Annotated in this window: 23 protein-coding genes; 17 read left to right on the forward strand and 6 right to left on the reverse strand. The window is 52.4% G+C overall.

All coding sequences use genetic code 11. The annotated features are described in order from the left end of the window. Positions 1-40: 40 nt before the first annotated feature. Positions 41-1,414, reverse strand: coding sequence for an envelope stress sensor histidine kinase CpxA (gene cpxA, locus C2U41_RS23285; protein WP_003840485.1), 1,374 nt, complete (start codon positions 1,412-1,414; stop codon positions 41-43). Next, positions 1,411-2,109: an envelope stress response regulator transcription factor CpxR gene (gene cpxR, locus C2U41_RS23290; protein WP_003028763.1), complete on the reverse strand. Its 699-nt coding sequence runs from the start codon at positions 2,107-2,109 to the stop codon at positions 1,411-1,413. The genes cpxA and cpxR overlap by 4 nt, the downstream gene beginning before the upstream one ends. Before the next feature lie 150 nt (positions 2,110-2,259). Between cpxR and cpxP the strand changes: the two genes are divergently transcribed. Continuing rightward, positions 2,260-2,760, forward strand: coding sequence for a cell-envelope stress modulator CpxP (cpxP, locus tag C2U41_RS23295; RefSeq protein ID WP_003028767.1), 501 nt, complete (start codon positions 2,260-2,262; stop codon positions 2,758-2,760). A gap of 176 nt (positions 2,761-2,936) precedes the next feature. On the opposite strand, the gene C2U41_RS23300 is transcribed toward cpxP, so the two are convergent. Beyond that, positions 2,937-3,917, reverse strand: a complete 981-nt coding sequence (locus C2U41_RS23300) for a phage integrase (protein ID WP_001514704.1) — start codon at positions 3,915-3,917, stop codon at positions 2,937-2,939. Between the two features lie 66 nt (positions 3,918-3,983). Then, positions 3,984-4,307: a helix-turn-helix domain-containing protein gene (locus tag C2U41_RS23305; RefSeq protein WP_103848511.1), complete on the reverse strand. Its 324-nt coding sequence runs from the start codon at positions 4,305-4,307 to the stop codon at positions 3,984-3,986. A gap of 100 nt (positions 4,308-4,407) precedes the next feature. Here C2U41_RS23305 and C2U41_RS23310 point away from each other — a divergent pair, with 100 nt between their 5' ends. From C2U41_RS23310 to C2U41_RS23375, 15 genes are all read left to right on the forward strand, one after another. Next, complete coding sequence (locus tag C2U41_RS23310; RefSeq protein WP_032969839.1) at positions 4,408-4,689, forward strand: Cox family DNA-binding protein; 282 nt, start codon at positions 4,408-4,410, stop codon at positions 4,687-4,689. 12 nt (positions 4,690-4,701) lie between these two features. Continuing rightward, the gene (locus C2U41_RS23315; RefSeq protein WP_103848512.1) at positions 4,702-4,905 is read left to right on the forward strand and encodes a DUF4761 family protein; all 204 of its coding nucleotides are present in this window, start codon (positions 4,702-4,704) and stop codon (positions 4,903-4,905) included. Beyond that, complete coding sequence (locus C2U41_RS29535) at positions 4,895-5,068, forward strand: hypothetical protein (RefSeq protein WP_168188465.1); 174 nt, start codon at positions 4,895-4,897, stop codon at positions 5,066-5,068. The genes C2U41_RS23315 and C2U41_RS29535 overlap by 11 nt, the downstream gene beginning before the upstream one ends. A 12-nt stretch (positions 5,069-5,080) precedes the next feature. Then, complete coding sequence (locus tag C2U41_RS23320; protein ID WP_016155217.1) at positions 5,081-5,314, forward strand: phage filamentation protein Fil family protein; 234 nt, start codon at positions 5,081-5,083, stop codon at positions 5,312-5,314. 213 nt (positions 5,315-5,527) lie between these two features. Continuing rightward, complete coding sequence (locus tag C2U41_RS23330) at positions 5,528-5,800, forward strand: hypothetical protein (RefSeq protein WP_016155219.1); 273 nt, start codon at positions 5,528-5,530, stop codon at positions 5,798-5,800. Positions 5,801-5,867: 67 nt separating this feature from the next. Continuing rightward, positions 5,868-6,092, forward strand: coding sequence for a hypothetical protein (locus tag C2U41_RS23335; protein WP_048998574.1), 225 nt, complete (start codon positions 5,868-5,870; stop codon positions 6,090-6,092). Further along, complete coding sequence (locus tag C2U41_RS23340) at positions 6,089-6,655, forward strand: 3'-5' exonuclease (protein WP_103848513.1); 567 nt, start codon at positions 6,089-6,091, stop codon at positions 6,653-6,655. The genes C2U41_RS23335 and C2U41_RS23340 overlap by 4 nt, the downstream gene beginning before the upstream one ends. 10 nt (positions 6,656-6,665) lie before the next feature. Further along, positions 6,666-7,526: a DNA adenine methylase gene (locus tag C2U41_RS23345; RefSeq protein ID WP_233901276.1), complete on the forward strand. Its 861-nt coding sequence runs from the start codon at positions 6,666-6,668 to the stop codon at positions 7,524-7,526. Then, positions 7,526-7,723, forward strand: coding sequence for a hypothetical protein (locus C2U41_RS23350; RefSeq protein WP_103848514.1), 198 nt, complete (start codon positions 7,526-7,528; stop codon positions 7,721-7,723). Before C2U41_RS23345 ends, C2U41_RS23350 begins: the two co-directional genes overlap by 1 nt. Further along, positions 7,723-7,992, forward strand: coding sequence for a hypothetical protein (locus C2U41_RS23355; protein WP_103848515.1), 270 nt, complete (start codon positions 7,723-7,725; stop codon positions 7,990-7,992). Before C2U41_RS23350 ends, C2U41_RS23355 begins: the two co-directional genes overlap by 1 nt. Beyond that, complete coding sequence (locus tag C2U41_RS29540; protein WP_181013968.1) at positions 7,992-8,165, forward strand: hypothetical protein; 174 nt, start codon at positions 7,992-7,994, stop codon at positions 8,163-8,165. The genes C2U41_RS23355 and C2U41_RS29540 overlap by 1 nt, the downstream gene beginning before the upstream one ends. Before the next feature lie 9 nt (positions 8,166-8,174). Beyond that, positions 8,175-9,095, forward strand: a complete 921-nt coding sequence (locus C2U41_RS23360; RefSeq protein WP_103848516.1) for a DNA cytosine methyltransferase — start codon at positions 8,175-8,177, stop codon at positions 9,093-9,095. Further along, the gene (locus C2U41_RS23365) at positions 9,088-11,727 is read left to right on the forward strand and encodes a replication endonuclease (protein WP_103848517.1); all 2,640 of its coding nucleotides are present in this window, start codon (positions 9,088-9,090) and stop codon (positions 11,725-11,727) included. The genes C2U41_RS23360 and C2U41_RS23365 overlap by 8 nt, the downstream gene beginning before the upstream one ends. A 15-nt stretch (positions 11,728-11,742) precedes the next feature. Then, positions 11,743-11,958, forward strand: a complete 216-nt coding sequence (locus C2U41_RS23370; RefSeq protein WP_103848518.1) for a hypothetical protein — start codon at positions 11,743-11,745, stop codon at positions 11,956-11,958. Positions 11,959-12,061: 103 nt separating this feature from the next. Continuing rightward, positions 12,062-12,757, forward strand: a complete 696-nt coding sequence (locus C2U41_RS23375; protein WP_103848534.1) for a DNA methylase — start codon at positions 12,062-12,064, stop codon at positions 12,755-12,757. Positions 12,758-13,139: 382 nt separating this feature from the next. Here the strand turns inward: C2U41_RS23375 and C2U41_RS23385 are convergent, their stop codons facing one another. Both C2U41_RS23385 and C2U41_RS23390 read right to left on the reverse strand, forming a co-directional pair. Beyond that, entirely contained in the window at positions 13,140-14,186 is a 1,047-nt protein-coding gene (locus C2U41_RS23385) for a phage portal protein (protein WP_060568730.1), read from the reverse strand. Positions 14,187-14,188: 2 nt separating this feature from the next. Continuing rightward, positions 14,189-15,907, reverse strand: a complete 1,719-nt coding sequence (locus C2U41_RS23390) for a terminase large subunit domain-containing protein (protein WP_103848520.1) — start codon at positions 15,905-15,907, stop codon at positions 14,189-14,191. Between the two features lie 146 nt (positions 15,908-16,053). Here C2U41_RS23390 and C2U41_RS23395 point away from each other — a divergent pair, with 146 nt between their 5' ends. After that, a complete protein-coding gene (locus C2U41_RS23395; protein WP_103848521.1) occupies positions 16,054-16,893 on the forward strand; it encodes a GPO family capsid scaffolding protein in 840 nt (279 codons plus the stop codon). Positions 16,894-16,895 lie beyond the last annotated feature (2 nt).

Raw genomic sequence — 16,895 nt, forward strand, 5'->3', positions numbered from 1 at the left:
GGATGAGGCATTACGCCGCCATCCGGCAACACAGAGAGACTCAGGAACGCTTATACAACGGTAACCAAATTACCAGCCGTAAACCACCCAGCGGGCTGTCTTCGGCCTTCACCCAGCCACGATGCTGCTGGATTGCGGTTTCAACAATCGCCAGACCCAGACCTGTTCCGCCAGACTCGCGATCGCGCGCCTCATCGGTACGATAAAACGGACGGAAAATCTGTTCTCTGTCTTCAGGGCTTACACCTGGGCCATCGTCGTCCACGGTGATGGTAATCCCGTCGATATCCACCGCGAAGCCAACTTCAATCTTCGTATGTGAATAGCGCAGGGCATTGCGCACAATGTTTTCCAGCGCACTTTCCAACGCATTTGGGTTACCGTACAGCGGCCACGGACCCGGCGGGAAATTCACCGTGAGCGATTTACCCATCTGCTCAGCTTCAAAGGCGGCGTTATCCAGCACTTCGCCCCACAGCTGATTAGCTTTCACCGTTTCACTGACCAGCGCGTTTTTCTGCTGATTACGTGACATCACCAGCAGGTCGTTGATCATGCTGTCTAGTCGGTGTGCTTCTGTTTCAATGCGCTCCAGCTCTTTGCTCTCACCGCTACGACGGCGCAGCAGAGCGGTACCCAGTTGCAGACGTGTTAGCGGTGTTCTCAGCTCGTGAGAGATGTCCGACAGCAGACGTTGCTGCGTGGTCATCATCCGTTCCAGCGCCGTCACCATCTGGTTAAAGCTGGCACCTGCCGCCAGAAACTCCTGCGGACCGGCTTCCAGCTCCGGATGTTGACGCAGGTTGCCCTGGGCCACTTCATCCGCCGCGTTTTTCAACTTACGCGCTGGTTTCGCCAGACTCCAGGCAAGCCAGAGCAATAGCGGAGAGCTGACTAACATGGTGACGATCAGCAATAACAGCGGTCGGTCAAACAGCAGGTTGATAAAGTCAGATTGTGAGCTGCTGGCTGGTCGAATGAGATACAGCTGGTAGTTATCTTCACCGTCTCTGACGGAGAAAGGCCCGACCATCTCAACGCGACCGTATTTTTTCTTTTGCGGATGGTCTGCGTTATCGGCCTGACCAATAAAGTTACGAATGATCTGCATTTCATTGCGTTCTGCGCCGATCACGCGTCCTTCCGTCGTAACAAGTAATAACCGCTGTCCTGGCGGCGCCCACTTGTCTATCGCCCGAAACAAGCGACGCCACCACATCAAATCGTTGGGTGGATCGTTCGCCAGTTCAGCTTCAACGTGTTGCTCAATCATTAACCCCTGGCGCTGCTCGCTGTCCAGTAGCTCGGTCATCTGGCGTGAGTCGAGCTTGGGTAACATCAGTACCAACATCAACACCAGTGCCAGCGTCAACCAGAAGATGGCAAAGATGCGCGCGGTTAAGCTCCCTATCATGAAGCGGAAACCATCAGGTAGCCGCGACCACGCAGGGTTTTAAACCACGGGTGTCCGTCTTTACGCTCTGGCAGCTTACGACGCAGGTTCGAGATATGCATATCGATAGCGCGATCGAAAGGCGTCAGGCGTTTACCCAGCACTTCCTGGCTCAGGTGCTCACGCGAAACCACCTGACCGAGATGCTGTGCCAGCAAATAAAGCAGGGTGAATTCGGTGCCGGTTAACTCCAGAATTTGCCCGTCAAAGCTGGCTTCCTGGCGACCCGGATTAAGGCTTAACGCATCTACTTCCAGAGTCGGCGAGCCGTTATCGCTGTTCTGCTGCTGTTCGCTCCAGTGTGAGCGACGCAGAATAGCGCGGATGCGCGCGACCAGTTCACGGTCGTTAAACGGTTTGGGTAAATAGTCGTCCGCGCCCAGCTCAAGGCCAAGTACGCGATCCAATTCGCTGCCGCGAGCGGTCAGCATGATTACGGGTGTCTGGTGTGTCTGACGAAGTGCTTTCAGCGTATCAATGCCGTTTTTCTTCGGCATCATGACGTCGAGCAAAAGTAAATCGATGCTGTCATCCAGAAGCTCAAGCGCCTGTTCCCCATCATAGGCAACCAGCACATCAAAACCTTCCATTTCGAGCAACTCCTTTAACAGGGAAGTCAGCTCTCGGTCATCATCAACTAACAGGATTTTATTCATTGTTTACGTACCTCCGAGGCAGAAATTACGTCATCAGGCGTCGCTAATCTATGACTTTACGTTGTTTTACACCCCCTGACGCATGTTTGCAGCCCGAATCGTAAACTGTCTCTCGTTGAATCGCGACAGAAAAGATTTTGGGAGCAAGTGATGGGCAAAGTTAGCGCTGCCGTCATGGCCTCAACGCTGGCACTCAGTACATTTAGCCATGCAGCTGAAGTCGTCACAGGCGATCACTGGCACCTGGGTGAAGGCTCATCGCAACGTAGCGTTCAGAGCCACATGTTTGACGGTATCAGTTTAACCGAACATCAACGTCAACAGATGCGAGATTTAATGCAGCAGGCAAGACACGAACAGCCTCCTGTTAATGTTAGCGAAATGGAGACAATGCATCGCCTTGTCACCGCAGAGAAATTTGATGAAAGCGCAGTGCGCGCTCAGGCAGAAAGAATGGCGCAAGAACAGGTTGCCCGCCAGGTTGAAATAGCCAGGATCCGCAACCAGATGTATCGCCTGTTAACGCCCGAGCAGCAAGCGGTTTTAAATGAGAAACATGAACAACGAATGGAGCAACTGCGCGACGTAGCGCACTGGAAAAAAAGCTCATCGTTGAATTTATTGAGTAGTAGCAACTCACGTTCCCAGTAGTAACCCTGTTTTCCTTGCCATAGACACCATCCCTGTCTTCCCCCTCATGATGAGGGGGTTTTTTTTATCAGGTACTTAGAAAAAATCCCTTATAAATCAATCCTCCTTGCAACAGCCATAAGCAGTTACAAGAAGGATATAGCGTTACGGGTGTAGACAAGATGTAGACAACATTGTCACACCGCCAGCCCGCCGCCAAGTGGGTTTAACGTCACCGCGTGTTGCAGGTAATCGGGGGCGAGGTGAGCATAAACCATCGTTTGCTGAATGCTCGCATGACCCAGAATCTGCTGTAACGCGATAATGTTCCCCCCGTTCATCATGAACCAGCTCGCGAACGTGTGCCGGAGCACATGCGTAGCCTGCCCGCGTGGCAAGTCTGGTTTAACCTGCCTGAGCCGTTCGCAGAAGTTTTCATAATCAACTTTGAACAATGGCCCGGTGTCACTGGTCTTGATCTCCTTCTCCAGCTCTGCCGATATTGGAACCGTTCGCTTTTTCCCGTTTTTGGTTTTGAGGAACGTCACACGCCCATGGTTAACCTGCTCACCTCGCAGGGTGCTGCCTTCTCCCCAACGTGCGCCAGTGCTGAGGCATAACAGCGCCACGCGCCGATCATCGCCGGTCAGGGTATCCAGCAGCTTGCTGATCTCTGATTTGGCGAGATAGGTCATAGCTGGCGGCGCTTCTTTCAGTGGTTCCAATCCCTTGCAAGGATTCTCCTTCCTGAACTCATCCAGCTTAATCAACGTGCTGAACATGCCGGAAAAACGGTATATATCCCGGTTGATCGTTGCGGCGCTAATCCCGTCATCCAGTCGTTGGCTGCGGTGTCGGGCGATGGTGCGCTTATCAAGCCGGTTAACTGCTGGATCTCCAAGCGCCCTGATTGTCTTTTTCAGGTGCCGCTTTTCTATCTCGCCATTTTCCTGAGTCTGCCCATACAGCAGCCACCAGGTATCTAACAACTCGCTTAACGTGCGGCGATCTACGCTCGCGCCAAGCCATTCTTTTTTATCAGCGTTAGCCAATACATAACGCTCAAAAAGAACCGCCTCTTGTTTCTTTTCAAATCGCCTGCGGATGCGTTTTCCATTACGCCCACGAGGCCATACGTCTACTTCATACTGACCACCTTCGAGCTTCTTAATCGACATAGCGAAGCCCTCCGGTATTGCAGAGTGAAAGTGAATCTATCCAGTCAATGAAATCATGGTGCAGCGTTAGCCAGTTTTGCGGGCGGAGCGGCGCGATGTTGCCGCAGCCTCTGGCCCATCAAGAGAGAGAGCCGGTGCTATTTGTCCGGCGTCTGGGGCGGTGTTACCTGTCATCAGCCACAGCGTGTATTTAACGAATCGTTCATGTTGCGTGATCTTGAGCAAGATATCGCTCCCGATGCTCTCAACCCTTCCAGTCTCATAATATTTTTGAGTGCCAGCAGGTATGCCTGTTAATTCAAAGAATTGCTGTCTGGTTAGCCCTTCCGCATCTCTTATCTCACGAATTTTTTCACCCATGCCACTTGACGGGGTGGATATCTCTACCATAACATTCTCCTTAAGGGTGGTGATTTCTACCCTTGATAACTGCCAATTTAAGCAGTTACAAGCCGAAATAAGCGCCTAGCGCCAATGGGGATTATGACACATGACAGACAAAGAGTTAGAGGGGTTCATTGAAGTGCGTCATGCTGTTGACGCGGTTCCGTACCCGAAATTTGCTGAGCTGATCGGCAAGAAGCCCGCCACGGTTAAGAGCATGATTGAAGACGGTAAGTTACCGATCATCCCATGGAAGAACCCGGAAAGCCTGGGCGCTCGTGCTGAAAACTGGATCTACATTCCTGAGTTCAACCGCGCGATGCGTGATGCGTATTACAACCGCCCGAAAGAGCAGCGTGATGCCTGGCTGTTGTGGATTGGTCTGTAAGGAGTCGATGAGATGACGGGCCAGTTAATACAATTAAGCCGCCATAGTTATATTTATCGTGGCTTCACCATTCATAAATGCCCGCGCAATGCTATTACGATGAAAACGGCATATAGCGTGTTAAATAATGGAAATTATTTAGGGCGTGATTTTGCTTTAGCCGAAGCAATGCGAACCATTGATAAACTAAAAAATGGTGGAAGAAATGAAACTTGAAATGGCTATCGGGCTTTTTATTTTTGCCGTGTTTGTTTTGAGCCTGATTCAGATCCTGATAAGAATGCACTGTAAAAAGATAAACCAGAAAAAAGATAAAGCATTATCTGAATTTAGGTCTCGACGTGAAGAAGTGGAGCGCAAGGCGCGAAGACAATTGTAATAGGGGCATTTTATGAACGATAACACGCCGTCACTTGCCAGCCTGTTAAAGCATGGTTGTCAGGTTACGCATTACAGTAACACTCGCGGATGGATTGAAACTCCTGACGGACGTTTCTTTAAGCCAGAACCTAATAAGGTTCGTTTTATTAAAGAAATGAATAAACCGTTTGTTTATACGGCAAAAATAAATAAGGGTTTATTGAGTGCTGTAATCCACCTTTTTAAAAAGTGTGGCTGCAAATGAGTCTGATCGGAGCGCACCAGCTTTCGCAAGCTACCCAGCAAGCAATGCGGAAAGCTCGAAGAGTTAGAGTGGCAAAGGCGGAACTTGCGCTACTGCGGATTCAATCGCTTCTTGGCCTGAGTGATAACGAGCTGGTCTATGCCGCTAAAAGAGTGGCAGAACTGGATGTAGTTGCTGAACCATATATGCCACCAAACAAACCATGAGGTTTATATGTTTACAGAAGAGAAAACATCGTGGGAACGGGAAATGCTTATTCGCGAAGCGGTAGAAAACGCGGAGAAAGGCTTTACTGTTAATTTAAAAAATGGTGCGCGCATTGTTGTAACTCCTGACAGCCCATCAATTGATTTAATCATTTATGGTCTTGAAAAAACAATTCGCGGGAATCATGCGCGGGCGCGAATGACTTTTATTGATTTTCTTTATTACTGGCACGAAAGGTTGTTTAAACAAGTTAAAAGAAAACCTCGCCCTAACCACTAATTAAGAAGGCTTAAATTAACGGCATTCATTTTGCCGGGGATTCGTTTTGCCTTTTTCAGGAGGTTGCATGTCGATTAAGTCAATAAAGCTGGATAGCGAAATAAGTGATCCGGAGTTTGTAGAGATAAGCACCAATGCACGAAAACACGAACGCGCTCACCTTTTGGGGTTGCTTCGTATTTTTGTCGGCCAGCTGAAAAAGGAAAGCGCCACACCAGAAGAGATTTATTCATCAGTCGAGCGGTGGATCGTCAGCCGCGAATTAATCATCAATGAGGATAACAAATCATGAATCATTTAATGGTCGATTTATTAAACATTAGCGAGAAGCTGTCTTCACCTCTGTGTGCCATTGAAGCCGTCTTCTTTGAACCATCAACAGGCCAGATTGGGGAGAGCTTTTATGCTCCGATCAACGTCCGGACAGTGAAAGGATTAAAGGGGAAAGTCAGCATTCAAACCGCTTTTGAGTGGATGAAGAAAGACTCTCACTGGCGGGCTGAGCTGATGAGCGCCAGCGAACATGAAGAAGATGTACTGTGCGACCTTGCGGCCTTCATTGTCAATAACACTGAACACCAATGCGCCCCGTTATTTGTCTGGTTTAAAGATACGCCGGAAAAATTAGTATCGCTGCGGTATGCCGTAGAACGCACTGAGGTTTCTGGAGTTTTCCCCGATGGTACAAAATTCCGTTGCATTCGTTCCCTTCTGGATCTCGCCGGAGTCACAGGATATGTACCTCATGCGAGAAACGCCCTTGTACGTTACACCCTGACAGATGCGGCCTATCAGGCTGAGCAGGTTTGCGAGATCTGGCAGCGCCTGACCTCCCCACACCTCGAATCGTTGTGAGGGCAAGATAATGATCAGATCACCAATTAAATGGGCGGGCGGTAAAGCTCGCGTTATGCCGCAGCTGCTGAAGCATTTGCCGAAAGCTGATTGCCTGATAGAACCATTCGTTGGCAGCGGAACTGTGTTTCTGAACACGGATTATCGCCGATACATTCTTTGCGACAGCAATCGCGCGCTGATCAATTTCTTCCGTGTGGTCACGACTGACACCGAACGCCTGATCAACATCACGAGATCGATGTTTCATAGCGATAACACCGAAGATCGTTACTACGCACGAAGGACGCTTTTTAACTCCATGCAGTGGAGTGATACCTCCAGGCCTGATCAGGCTTTGCTGTATGCAGCATTATTTCTGTATCTGAACCGCCATGGATTTAACGGGCTGTATCGCACTAATCTGAGGGGGGGATTTAACGTTCCATTTGGTAAATATGCCGCGCCTTACTTTCCTGAAAAGGAAGTGCGCATATTCGCCGAAAAGGCCAGCGATACAAAAGCGGTCTTTATCCATAGTGATTTCCGGCATTCTATCCCTGACGTTATGCAACTCGCTCATGACGCGGTGATTTATTGCGATCCACCATATATTCCAGCCAGTGAAACTGCCAACTTCACCGCTTACGGCAAACCATTCACCCTGGACGATCATCGTGAGCTGGTTAAAGCCTTGCTGGATGTCAATCGCCAGCATGGCACCCGCTCGATCATCTCAAACAGCGACACACCTGAAACTCGCGAAATTTATTCCGCCTTCAAGCTTCACTCCCTGAGTGTCCGCCGTTCCGTGAGTGCCAAAAGTCGCGATATGGCTGGCGAGGTGATCGGTGTACTCCGCATATCTCGCAAATTTAAAGAGGTGGCGTGATGGTCATTGATTCTATGTTGTGCCAGTTGGTCAGGCATGAAGACGACGGTATCCAAAGTCTGAATATGCTTTTCGCAACCATAGGCGAGATTGAAATCGGTTGGCTTTGCCCTGCGGAAAAAGTGGGCCTCAAAGATTTGTGGGTGCATTGGCACCAGGCGGCATTTTACGGGTTTGATGATGGAGTGCCGTTCTGATGAGCAAGCCTGTCTGGATGGCGGTAGATCCCGCCGAAGAGTCTGGAGATTGCACCGCAGTAACAGCGATGGTTTACCGCATAACTGGCCGTCAGCAATACCACACCTTCACCCTGATTGATTTTAGGGCATTCATCCTGGATGCAAACGTTCCAATCTCCAGATCATGTGTATCCGGTATAGGCAGCGACGATCAGGGCATTGAGAGAGGTCGTCTTGTGCGGCTGCAACTCCTTCAAGAAGACCCTGACGAGGAGTTGCCATTCTGATGAACACCGTTGATGCAGTAGTAACTCGCGTACTCGACGTTCGTCCATACCGTGATTTCTGGATCGTCGAAGTAGAGGTGTCGAGCTGGGGTGGCTACAGCCAGACAACCGTTATCTGCAATACCGAAAAAGATGCTCGTCAGGTTAAGACCGGCGACACCGTGAATGTTTAGGTGGTCCGCATGGTTGCTTACTACAACGAAATCGATCCCCACGCCGCGCAGCATTTGCGCAATCTGATCGACGCCGGCCATATCGCGCCAGGTGTTGTTGATACACGTTCAATTGAGGATGTAACACCAGATGACCTTAAAGGTTTCAGACAATGCCATTTCTTCGCTGGAATCGGCGGCTGGTCGCTCGCACTGCGTCGTGCAGGATGGCCTGATGACCGTCCAGCCTGGACAGCTTCATGCCCATGCCAGCCTTTCAGCGCGGCAGGCAAGGGACTTGGGTTTGCTGACGAGCGGCACTTATGGCCCGCCGCACATTGGCTTATCGGCCAGCGCCGCCCTGTCGTGGTATTTGGCGAACAGTCTTCAAGTAAAGATGCTGAAGACTGGATCGACCTTGTACAAACTGACATGGAAAGTTTGGGCTATGCCTTCGGGGCGTCGGCGTTTCCGTCTGCGGGCGTCGGTGCGCCGCACATCCGGGAGCGTACTTACTGGCTGGCCGACACCAACCGCGAGCAATACGAAGAACGCTTATCAGGATGCCGAGAAGGTGATCGCCAGGAAGCTGGCTGGTCGGCAGTCGAACTTACAGGACTTTGCCTGTCTTGCGGGCTGGCCCACCCCTGCTGCGAGGGATGGAAAGGGTGGGTATCTGGGGGGCAGGATGCGGCACGGGAAGCTGTCAACGGATACGCTGGATGTGGCAGCGCAGATAGCAGGCCCGGTCCGGTTAACGGCGTCTGGGGAACTGCTGACTGGCTCTTTTGCAGAGATGGAAAGTGGAGGCCAGTTAGATCCGGATCATTCCCGTTGGCTAATGGGGTTTCCGCCAGAGTGGGAAAGCTGCGCACCTACGGCAACGCTATCAATATCGAAGCGGCGGCAACGTTCATAAAGTCTTACATGGCAACGGTGAGCTATGTCTGATCTCAACGCGTTAGCCTGGGAATGGAACGCCAGACGGCAGGCCATCAATCCCAACAAAGCCGACGATTCAGCGATTGAATATCTCACCCCAAAAGGTGAGCGCAAGGCGCTCGCCTATGGTGATCTTGTTGATGCTGTTTATCGTGCCCCCATGCGCCCGCGCGAGAGTGATGCACGAGAGGCATTTGACCGCAAAGGCCGTGCTAACTACCTCCGCCGCAGGGTGCAAAGTCTCCCGGCATTTATCCGCAAGCGCTTCGCCCAGCATCTTGAAAACCTCGATCGTAACAAGCCAAAAGATGTAATGCGCTGGTTGTTCAGTACGTTCGAACGCCATGTTTTACGTCGCGTGGATGCGGTAAATGCGCAATACCTGCCACAAAGTACGCTTCCTGCAATTCTTTTACCGCTGCGTGATGACTTTCACCTGTTGCCGTGGGCGGACAAAAAACGCCTGAAAAGACTGGCGTATAAACTTGCGAATCTGATGAAAAGCGAGTTTATGCGCGAGTTTGATTTTCAGTATGAACAAACAGCTGATCTGGAATTTTCCTCGCTCTATGCCTACGGAGCCATAGCCAGCAAGGCGACAACGCTCAATATCGCAATCCCAGGCTGGCAACGTTATTGCGATGAAGAGCTGGATGCCGACGAGGCTTTGCGAGCAGCCGGAAGGCTTCACTCGGAAAAATGGTGGCTGGGCAAAATTCGCCGCATACATGATTGCTGGCGCGAACATCTCATGATAGCGACAGGCTATGTCAGCAAGGTGGCTTCACCTTATTGCTCTGATCCTTGCTTCAGGGAATGGGTAGCCCAGAAAAAGGCGAACTTCGAATACCTCCAGGCGATGGAGCTGGAAGATCAGGACACCGGCGAACGCAGCTCATTGCTGGATAAGGTTATGGGGAGCGTTTCCAATCCTAAGATTGCTCGTCATGAACTGATGGTGCGCATGCGTGGATTTGAGGATCTGGCTAACGAAATGGGGCTGGTAGGCATGTTCTACACACTAACAGCTCCGTCACGCTACCACTCCACGCATGTTAATTCAGGCAGAAGAAACGACAAATATCGCGATGTCAGCCCACGTCAGACACAGAAATACCTCTGTAAAGTCTGGGCCAGAGTGCGCGCTAAATGGGGTCGCGAAGGCATTCGCACGTTTGGTTTTCGTGTAGCCGAACCACATCATGACTCTACCCCGCACTGGCATCTGTTGTTGTTCCTGCGTCCTGAAGAGGTGGATTATGCAACCGCCATTTTCCGCAAACACGCCATGAAAGAGGACGGTAACGAGAAAGGTGCTTCAGAGCACCGTTTTACCGTTACGCCGATTGACGAGCAATTTGGGTCTGCAACGGGCTATATCGCGAAATACATCTCGAAAAACATCGATGGCTACGGCATGGATGGTGAGGTGGATCTTGAGTCAGGCCAGCCGGTCAGGGAGATGGCGAAACGTGTACGCGCCTGGGCTTCACGCTGGAACATCCGCCAGTTTCAGCAGATTGGCGGCGCTCCCGTTACCACCTGGCGCGAATTGCGCCGGTTAGGTAGTCGCGAGCTTGTATTACATCCGGAACTTGAAGCCGCGCGTGCAGCAGCCGATGCGCCAGACTGGCCGGGATACACCAACGCTCAGGGTGGCCCCTTTGTCGCGCGCGATTGTCTGCGCGTTCGCCTTAACTATGAGTACACCGAAAACGGTAATGATTATGGTGACACGGTCGCCAAAATTACGGGCGTCTATTGCCCGTATACGGGCAACGAATCAGTCATTTTTACCCGCACCACCGATTACAAAATTGTGCCGAAGCGTAAGCCGTCGCCGGTCGAGATTTTGACCTTAGAAGGCCGCGCAGCGGCCCCTCGGAGTTCTGTCAATAACTGTACGGGGCGCTCCGAAACGGACGAAAAACCACCGTTAAGAGTGGCGGTGCCAGCTGGTACTACACCGTCAAAACCGGCGATGCATGCCGGTATTGATCACCCGGACAGTCAAATGACAGAACTTCCGCTGAATATCGAAGATTTGCGCCGATATTCACGCCAGCAGCGGCAGGAAATCACCAGCAGACTGAAAAACTCTGGCCGCGAAAGCTCAGATCAAGCCTTCGAGCGTACCGCGCGCGGCCTGCGCACGTCTGTTGATGATGAAACTGCGTTGACGTGGGGGCCAAAAGTGGCCGCTGCGAAAGATATGAGCCTGACACCGGAAGAGGCAGAACAGCGTTGGCGCGAACAGCTGCGGGCCGAAGCGGAGCGGCGTGCGGATAACTATGCTGCCGCAGTTGCGGAATACCAGAAGAAAAAAGCCGAAGCGGCACTGCGACAGGTACAGCAAAGGGATGCTGCGAAACAAGACGGCGTCAGCCAGGAAACCATCGCCAGCATCGGCGCTCAGCTGCGTAGTTGCAGGATTTTCGTCAGCGATGACGTTGTGAGGTCGGTTGCTGGCGGCGCCCGCGTTCGCCATGGCGGTGGACTGATCGCCATGAGCAATGGCCGGTTGCAGGAAGTGAAGGCATGGCGTGCCGGTGAGAAAGATAAACCGACGTCTGAATACATGGCGGTGTGTGACCTGGTCACGCGCTGGAAGAAGGCGGCTAAGCGAAAAAGCCGGGATTGATGCTAAGGAGCGAAAATGAAATCAAGTTATATCAGCTACTTCGAAGGGTACGACGCAGAAGGGCACATTGTTTATAACGGCAATGGATCAGTAACCGTTGAGCATGGGGCGGGGCAATGTGTCAACCCAGAGGAGCTTAAAGACCAGCATTGCACTTATATCCTGGAAAAAGCTAAGCAGACCAACAGCCTTGTCACCAGGATTGTGATCAAAAACCTGATGAAGCTGTGAGAGCGCTGGTCTGCCATGGTCACTTTTGGCTGTGCTGGCCATTCTATCGAGCGCCGTCATTTTTGGCGGTGCTGCAGATTTGTTTTTTTGGAGCAAGAAAGTTATGAGCTATCTGGGAAGTAAAGCGGCGAGTGGGGTTTATCAAAAGATTATTGCTGAAATGCCGCCACATGATACCTACATTGAAACACATCTGGGCAGTGGTGCGGTAATGTTTTACAAGCCACTCGCAGCCAGGACGATTGGAATTGATGTCGATGAAAATGCCTTCAAATTAACGCGGAATCGCTGGGCAGAGATGGGAGAGACTCCGCCCCCGCTGCATCTTTATCACGGAGATGCTGTAGGCTTTCTGGAAAGAGAAGACTTTACTCAACATGGCCGCGTGCTGGTCTATTCCGATCCTCCCTATCTGCCAGAAACGCGCACCAGTCGCGCCCGCTACCGTCATGAATATACCGTTGCCGATCATGAGCGTCTGTTAGCCTGCCTCATGAGCCTGCCGGAAAACGTCAGCGTGATCCTGTCTGGCTACCCGTCGCAGCTTTATGACGAAACGTTAACGGGCTGGCGCAGTATGGAATTTCAGGCCATGACGCGCGGCGGGGTGAGAACAGAAAAAATCTGGATGAACTACGGCGAAGGTCGGGCATATTCCCACGCTTTTGCTGGCAAAGATTACAACGATCGCAGCCGCATTAAGCGGAAAGTTGAGCGCTGGCGCGCGAAATATGCGGCGTTACCGCCTGCTGAGAGGCTGGCAATTATGGCGGCGCTCAATGAGGTTGACGCCGGTTAAGTACTCGTTTTCAGAAAGTGCGCGTTTTTGGTGCAAAATTACGCGCATATTTGCACAATTTTTTTGATGGTAATTTTACCAGGCAAGCCCTGATGCGGCGGGGCTTGCCGTGATTTGCAAGTTTGCACAAAAAGACGGGGGTTTTGTGTGCGGGCGAGGCGGGGGAACCATCGCGCGCTGAGGGGGTAAGGAGGGTATACCTGTTCATGCCGCTTTTCGCGTCTGTGCGGCTCTGTTTGGATGTGATTGCGAGGTGGTCAGGTGAGGGGGTGGAAAAGAAAAGCCCCTGCCAGCGTGGCGCTGAGGGGCTTATATGGCGTTTGGCTTTCGGGCTGGCTGCGCTCACCCTCTGCCAGGGTGGGGCATCAATCTTTTTGAATGGTCAGGCGGCTGTTGATGGGGTTGCGAGGGCGTAAGGGTTGAAGCGGATCACCTCAATGCCCAGCCAGTCATTCAGCTCTTTCAGGCTTTCTTGTATCGGCGTCAGCTCGTTGATTGAGAAGACGCGGGCGGCTTTCTCAACGTCACCAAACCCCCCGGCGTTGCCTGGCATCACCCCCATCAGTTGAGGCGGGACGCGGTGCGCGGCAAGCATATCATCCCGCGTTGCGTCCTTGATGCCGGTAAACTCATCCTTTGCCGCTATCTGGCTGAATGGCAGGATTTGCAAGCCGTCTTTCTTCCCGCCTGCTGCGTATACGAACAGGTTTTTAAAAGCGCCGCCGCCGCGTGCATCCTTCAATGACTTCTTCAGGCTCTCAACATCTTTGTTGTTGGCGATCGGGTCGGTCAGGTAGACGATTACCCCGGCGTGACTGCCGTTGATGTAGTAGTTACGGCGGAACATGGTCGCTTCACTGTTGAGCATGGCACTTTGTAACGAGGCCATGTATTCAGGTGCGCCGTAGATCTCCTGGTGAATGCTGGGGTTTTTTATCTGGCAGATGCTGCCCGGCTTGAATGGGTAGTCTGCATCGCGACGGGTGATAAACCAGTATTGATCTTTTTTCAGGTCGCTGCCGCGCCGGGTATATTTAGCCTGGGCATGTTTCAACGCGATAGGTTCGCCCAGCATGTTACGGCGCACCTCCATGTAGTTGTTGCCGAATACCAGATAATCCAGCACCCACGCGCTCATTTCCTGCCTGCTCAGTAGCGGGTGAGGGATGTAGCAGGATGTGATCACATTGCGCTTAAAGACCAGCGGCGACTGATGATAGGCCGTTGAATCAAACATCCGGGCGATGCCGTAGGGGCTGATCGGTGGTTCAAAATATACGCCGTTATCAGCACACTCCATGCAATCCAGCAACATGCTGCGATCGGTGATGGCTACCGGGTCGCCAAAGCTGAATGACTCAATGCCTGCGGTTTGTTCGCTGGCAACCGGCTGAGGTCTGGCCTGAAACTTTTGCTTTTTGCGGCTCACGTTTAAAACTCCTCTACAAAACTGTCACTACCGCCGCCGCTTTCGCTGCCGATCGGCTCGTTATACAAAGCTGTCATTGATGCCCAGGCAAGATCGCCGTGGTTGCTGCCGCGTTTGCGGTCGGAAACGTAGGTCATAACCCCGCCTTTCTGCACCTTGCGAACCGTCATAAATGATTGGACGAGATCCAGCATTCCCGCATCCACCTCCAGACGACCGGCACGAATCAACATAAGCGCTTTCATTACCATGGCGCGCTTGAGATGTACGGAATACTGGTACTTCACCGCCAGCGGGAAGAATTTGACTACCAATTGCCAGACGGCATCACCAAAGCCGCCAGTGCCATCGATCGCGATGTGCTGGACGTTGTAACGCTCAGTAAGTGCCTCAATAGCTTTTGCCTGTTCCTCAAACTCCATACCTCTAAGCTGGATGCGTTCAATGATGCGGAACTTGCCGCCCGGCACCGTTGGCGGAACTATGACGACCAGCCCGGCAGAGTCACCATTACCGCTTCCCCCATTGGGGTCGTAGCCTACCCATACCCCGCGATCGCCTATCGGTCTGGGTGCGAATGGGTTCCAGTCGGGCCATACATCATCGTTGAAGCCGTCAACGCAGCAGCCGATCATGGCGTTGTAGTTAAAGGCGCGTTCACCCACGGTGACGAAGCGGCAACGGTAAAGGTTGTCGTATTCCTCTGGGGAGTTCTCCATCTTGATGGTTTCAATTTTCACCAGGTTGAAGCCGAGTTTTACCGCGTCTTCAATGGTGACAATCTGCCGCCAGATCCCATCCCCGCCCAGCTTGCCAGTTTTCAGCGCCTTGTGGCTGACGTCTATTTCTACCCGTTCACCTCTGGGCCTTGCCTTGTTGAACAGGTCGCCAGTCCAGAATGCGTAAGCCTCATGCTCCTCTGTGGATGGCGTAGAAAAGTAGGTACGGCGCAGCCCTTCATGGGTTGCCATACCTGCGGCGACCCTACGCAGCTCAAGGAAATTATTGATCCAGAATGCTTCATCCAGATACAGATCCCCGGTGTAGCTCTGCGCTGTTGCTGCTGAGGTGCCGAGAAAGTAGAACGTTGCGCCATTGCTCAGGGTGATGGCGTCGCCGCCTTTCAGCTCAACGCCAACCTGTGCAGCCAGTAGCTGGATGAACTTCTTGAACTGGAACGCCTGGGCACGGCTGGCCGATAAAAAGATTTGGTTGTTGCCGGTTTCCAGCGCTCGTAACAGCGCTTCGCGGGCAAAGTACCAGGTGGCACCAATCTGGCGCGATTTGAGAATAAAGCGGTTGCGGCGTTCGCGCTGTTTGTACCAGCGTTTTTGATGCTCGTAGAGTGAATCCAGCACCAAAGTGCGCAGATCCCCGATCTGCTCTTCCGTAAAGTGGTTTTTCGGTTTCTTCTCGCGCCCCTTCTCTTCGCTGCGGCGCTCTTCGCGCTCCATCCGCACCAGTTGACGGGTTAACAGGTCAATGGTTTTGAAGTCATGCGCCGTCAGGTCTGGCTTTTCCGTCAGACGTAATAGCCGCACCTGCATCCGATCCTGTACGCGCTCCAGTGCGGTGGACTCGTCCCACTTATCGCGGCGACGCCATGAATACAGGGTGTTGGTACTCACGCCGATCGATTTTGCGATCTGCGTGATGCTGTATGCCTGCCAGTACATGACCTTAGCGGCAATCCGTGGCTCATCGTGGGAAGTCTGTTTCATGCTGGCAGAGTACCGCGCCCGCGCGCGCGTCGCTTTGGGTTGTCATTGTCGGAAAACGGCAACAACGGCAACGCTTTGCGCGTTTCGGCTGCGGCGGGAATGATAGGGGCACTGGTTAATATCACTCACTCATTCGGGATTTCGACATGCCAAAGTCAAAACCATTTCGCGTTGCTGTCGAGGGTGCTACCTGCGACGGTCGGACGCTGGAGCGTCAGCACATTGTGCAGATGGCTCAACGCTTTAACCCAACCGTATACGGTGCCCGCGTCAATCTGGAGCACCTCCGGGGCTACTCTCCAAACAGTGATTTTCGTGCTTATGGCGATGTTATTGCCGTCAAGGCAGAGGAGATCACCGAAGAGCCGCTGAAAGGCAAAATGGGCCTGTATGTGCAGGTTGATGCCACTGATGATCTGGTTGCCCTGAAAAAGAACCGCCAGAAGATTTATCACAGCATTGAAGTGCATCCCTCTTTTGCAGATACCGGCGAAGCCTACCTGATGGGGCTGGCCTGTACCGATAGCCCCGCCAGTCTGGGCACGGAAATGATGGAGTTTTGTTCCAAAAACACCGTTAACCCGCTGGCATCCCGTAAGCATGATCCGGCTTGTTTCTTCACCGCCGCCGTTGAATCCACGATGGAATTTGAAGATGAGCAGCCGCCGCAGGATGAAGGCAAAAACTTCTTTGCCCGTGTTAAGGCGCTGTTGGGCGGTACGCAACAGCAGTTTAGCCAGCAGAACGGTGAAAACCGTGAAGCTATCGAGGCGATTGCCGAGAGCCAGGGCAAGCTGCTGGACAGCACAACCCAGCTTTCCGCTGCGGTGAAAGGTAAGGCTGACGCTACCGAGCTGGAAAGTCTGCGTAAGGACTTCAAAGCGCTGGAAGAGAAACTGAAAGGCCAGGACGCCGATCAGTACAGCCAGCGCCCGCCTGCAACTGGCGGCGATGGTCAATCAACTCAACATCTGGCTGATTGCTGATA

This window comes from Citrobacter freundii complex sp. CFNIH4, assembly GCF_002934505.1.
GTDB lineage: Bacteria > Pseudomonadota > Gammaproteobacteria > Enterobacterales > Enterobacteriaceae > Citrobacter > Citrobacter freundii.